This window comes from Streptomyces sp. NPDC059456 (assembly GCF_042750055.1).
Lineage (GTDB): Bacteria > Actinomycetota > Actinomycetes > Streptomycetales > Streptomycetaceae > Streptomyces.
Genome location: NZ_JBHYVA010001012.1, coordinates 1 through 2,030, shown reverse-complemented (window position 1 = coordinate 2,030; position 2,030 = coordinate 1). Strand labels below are relative to the sequence as shown.

The window sequence follows — 2,030 nt, the reverse complement described above, 5'->3', positions numbered from 1 at the left end:
GCCGCGGCCGCCCCCTGTCGGGGGCGGCGGCTGTCGGTACGGTGGCGCGGCGCCCCCGGTGCGGCTCCCCTGGCGGTGAATCAACGCCGTCCCACGTGTGATTTCCCCCTCGTGGTTGACCGTGAAACGGGGGTGTGCGCGATGCTGTACTTAACGTTCGTTCACTCGGGAGGCAGTGCGATGGGTGTGACCGGTCCGATCCGTGTGGTGGTGGCCAAGCCGGGTCTCGACGGCCACGACCGCGGGGCCAAGGTGATCGCGCGTGCGCTGCGGGACGCGGGTATGGAGGTCATCTACACCGGCCTCCACCAGACTCCCGAGCAGATCGTGGACACCGCCATCCAGGAGGACGCCGACGCGATCGGCCTCTCGATCCTCTCCGGTGCCCACAACACGCTGTTCGTGCGCGTCCTGGAACTCCTCAAGGAGCGCGAGGCGGAGGACATCAAGGTCTTCGGCGGCGGCATCATCCCGGAGGACGACATCGCCCCCCTGAAGGAGAAGGGCGTGGCCGAGATCTTCACCCCGGGCGCGACGACGACGTCGATCGTCGACTGGGTCCGCGCCCACGTCCGCACCGCATAGCCGCATAGCCGCACAGCCGCACAGCCCCGCAACCGCGGCACCGTGCACTGCGCAGCGGCGCCTGCCGAGGCCCCGCAGCTCCGCCCCGGTCAGGAACCGGGCGCGGTGGCCGGCGGGGTCAGTTCGGCGAGCATCGTGGCGCGGAGGCGGAGCGTGGCGACCAGGCGCTGGAAGGCCTCGGCCCAGTACGCCGCCGCACCCGGGGACACATCCGGGGACGCGTCCGGCGGGCCGTCCGACGCCGCCGTCAGGGACTCCAGGTGGCCGGCCTGCGCGGGATCGAGGCAGCGTTCCGCGAGGCCCATCACCCCGCTGAAGCTCCACGGGTAGCTGCCCGCCTCCCGCGCGGCGTCCAGCGCGTCCACCACGGCCCGGCCCAGCGTCCCCGCCCACGGCACCACGCACACGCCGAGCAGCTGGAAGGCCTCGGACAGGCCGTGCGCCCGGATGAACTCCGCCACCCACTGCGCCCGTTCCCCGTCGGGCAGGACCGACAGCAGCTTCGCCCGCTCCGCGAGCGACGCCGTGCCCGGGGCCGTCGCGGGCGGCGCCGACGCCGGGCCGAGCAGGGCCGCGGACCACTGCGGGTCGCGCTGGCGCACCGCCGCCCGGCACCACGCCGCGTGCAGCTCCTCCCGCCAGCTCTCGCCCCCGGCCACCGGCAGCGCCACGATCCGTGCCGGGCCGAGCCCCCCGAACCGCTCCCGCCAGCAGGACAGCGGCGCCGCCTCCACCAGCTGGCCCAGCCACCAGGCCCGTTCCCCGCGCCCGGCGGGCGGCCGTTCGACCACCCCGTCGCGGAGCATCCCCGCATCGCACGCGGCCGGCGGGGTCACCCCCTCCGGGCCCACGCAGGCCAGCGCCCGCTCCGCCATCCGCCGGGCCAGCGCGGACCGCGGCAGTGCGGACAGCAGCTCGGCGGCCGTCGCCCGGACGTTGCGGCTCCGGTCGTCCAGGGCCGCCTCCAGGAACGGCTCGTCGTCTTCCGACAGCCCCACCCGCAGCGAGTCGAGGAACATCAGCCGGTCCTCGGCCCGTTCGGTGGCCCAGGTCGTCGACAGCAGCCGCGTCGCGGCCGCCGCCTCATGCGCCCGGACCGCCCCCAGAAGGGCCACCCGCTCCGCGAACAGCCCCTCCTGCCACAGCCGTTCCACCCCGGCCCGGTCCGCTGGGCCCGGCAGTTCCCCGCCGGCCGCGCCGCCGCGCAGGGCGAAGCGCCAGTCGGGATTGAGCCGGGCCAGCCACAGGCCCCGCACCCCGGCCAGGGCCAGCGCCTGCGCCCGCAGGTCCGTACGGGCCCGGGCCGCGTCCAGCAGCGCCGGCACCAGCGCGGCCGGAGCCCGGTAACCGTGCCGGCCGGCGGCGGCCAGCCACTGCGGCAGCAGCTCCGTCAGGTCCGGGGCCGCTCCGCGGCGCCCGCCGCCGCTGCCCGCGCCGGTCCGGCC

The 2,030-nt window shown here is 76.4% G+C and carries 2 protein-coding genes; one reads left to right on the top strand and one right to left on the bottom strand.

The window, feature by feature from the left end:
• Positions 1–180 precede the first annotated feature (180 nt).
• Complete coding sequence (locus tag ACFXA3_RS41645; protein ID WP_054227722.1) at positions 181–585, top strand: cobalamin B12-binding domain-containing protein; 405 nt, start codon at positions 181–183, stop codon at positions 583–585.
• A gap of 89 nt (positions 586–674) precedes the next feature.
• Here ACFXA3_RS41645 and ACFXA3_RS41640 read toward each other — a convergent pair.
• Positions 675–2,030 (bottom strand): DUF5691 domain-containing protein (locus ACFXA3_RS41640; RefSeq protein WP_385196569.1); only part of this gene is annotated, 1,356 nt, incomplete at its 5' end.

Coding starts and splice junctions, on each gene's coding strand:
- ACFXA3_RS41645 (WP_054227722.1), top strand. CDS start 181: ATGGGTGTGACCGGTCCGATCCGTGTGGTGGTGGCCAAGCCGGGTCTC.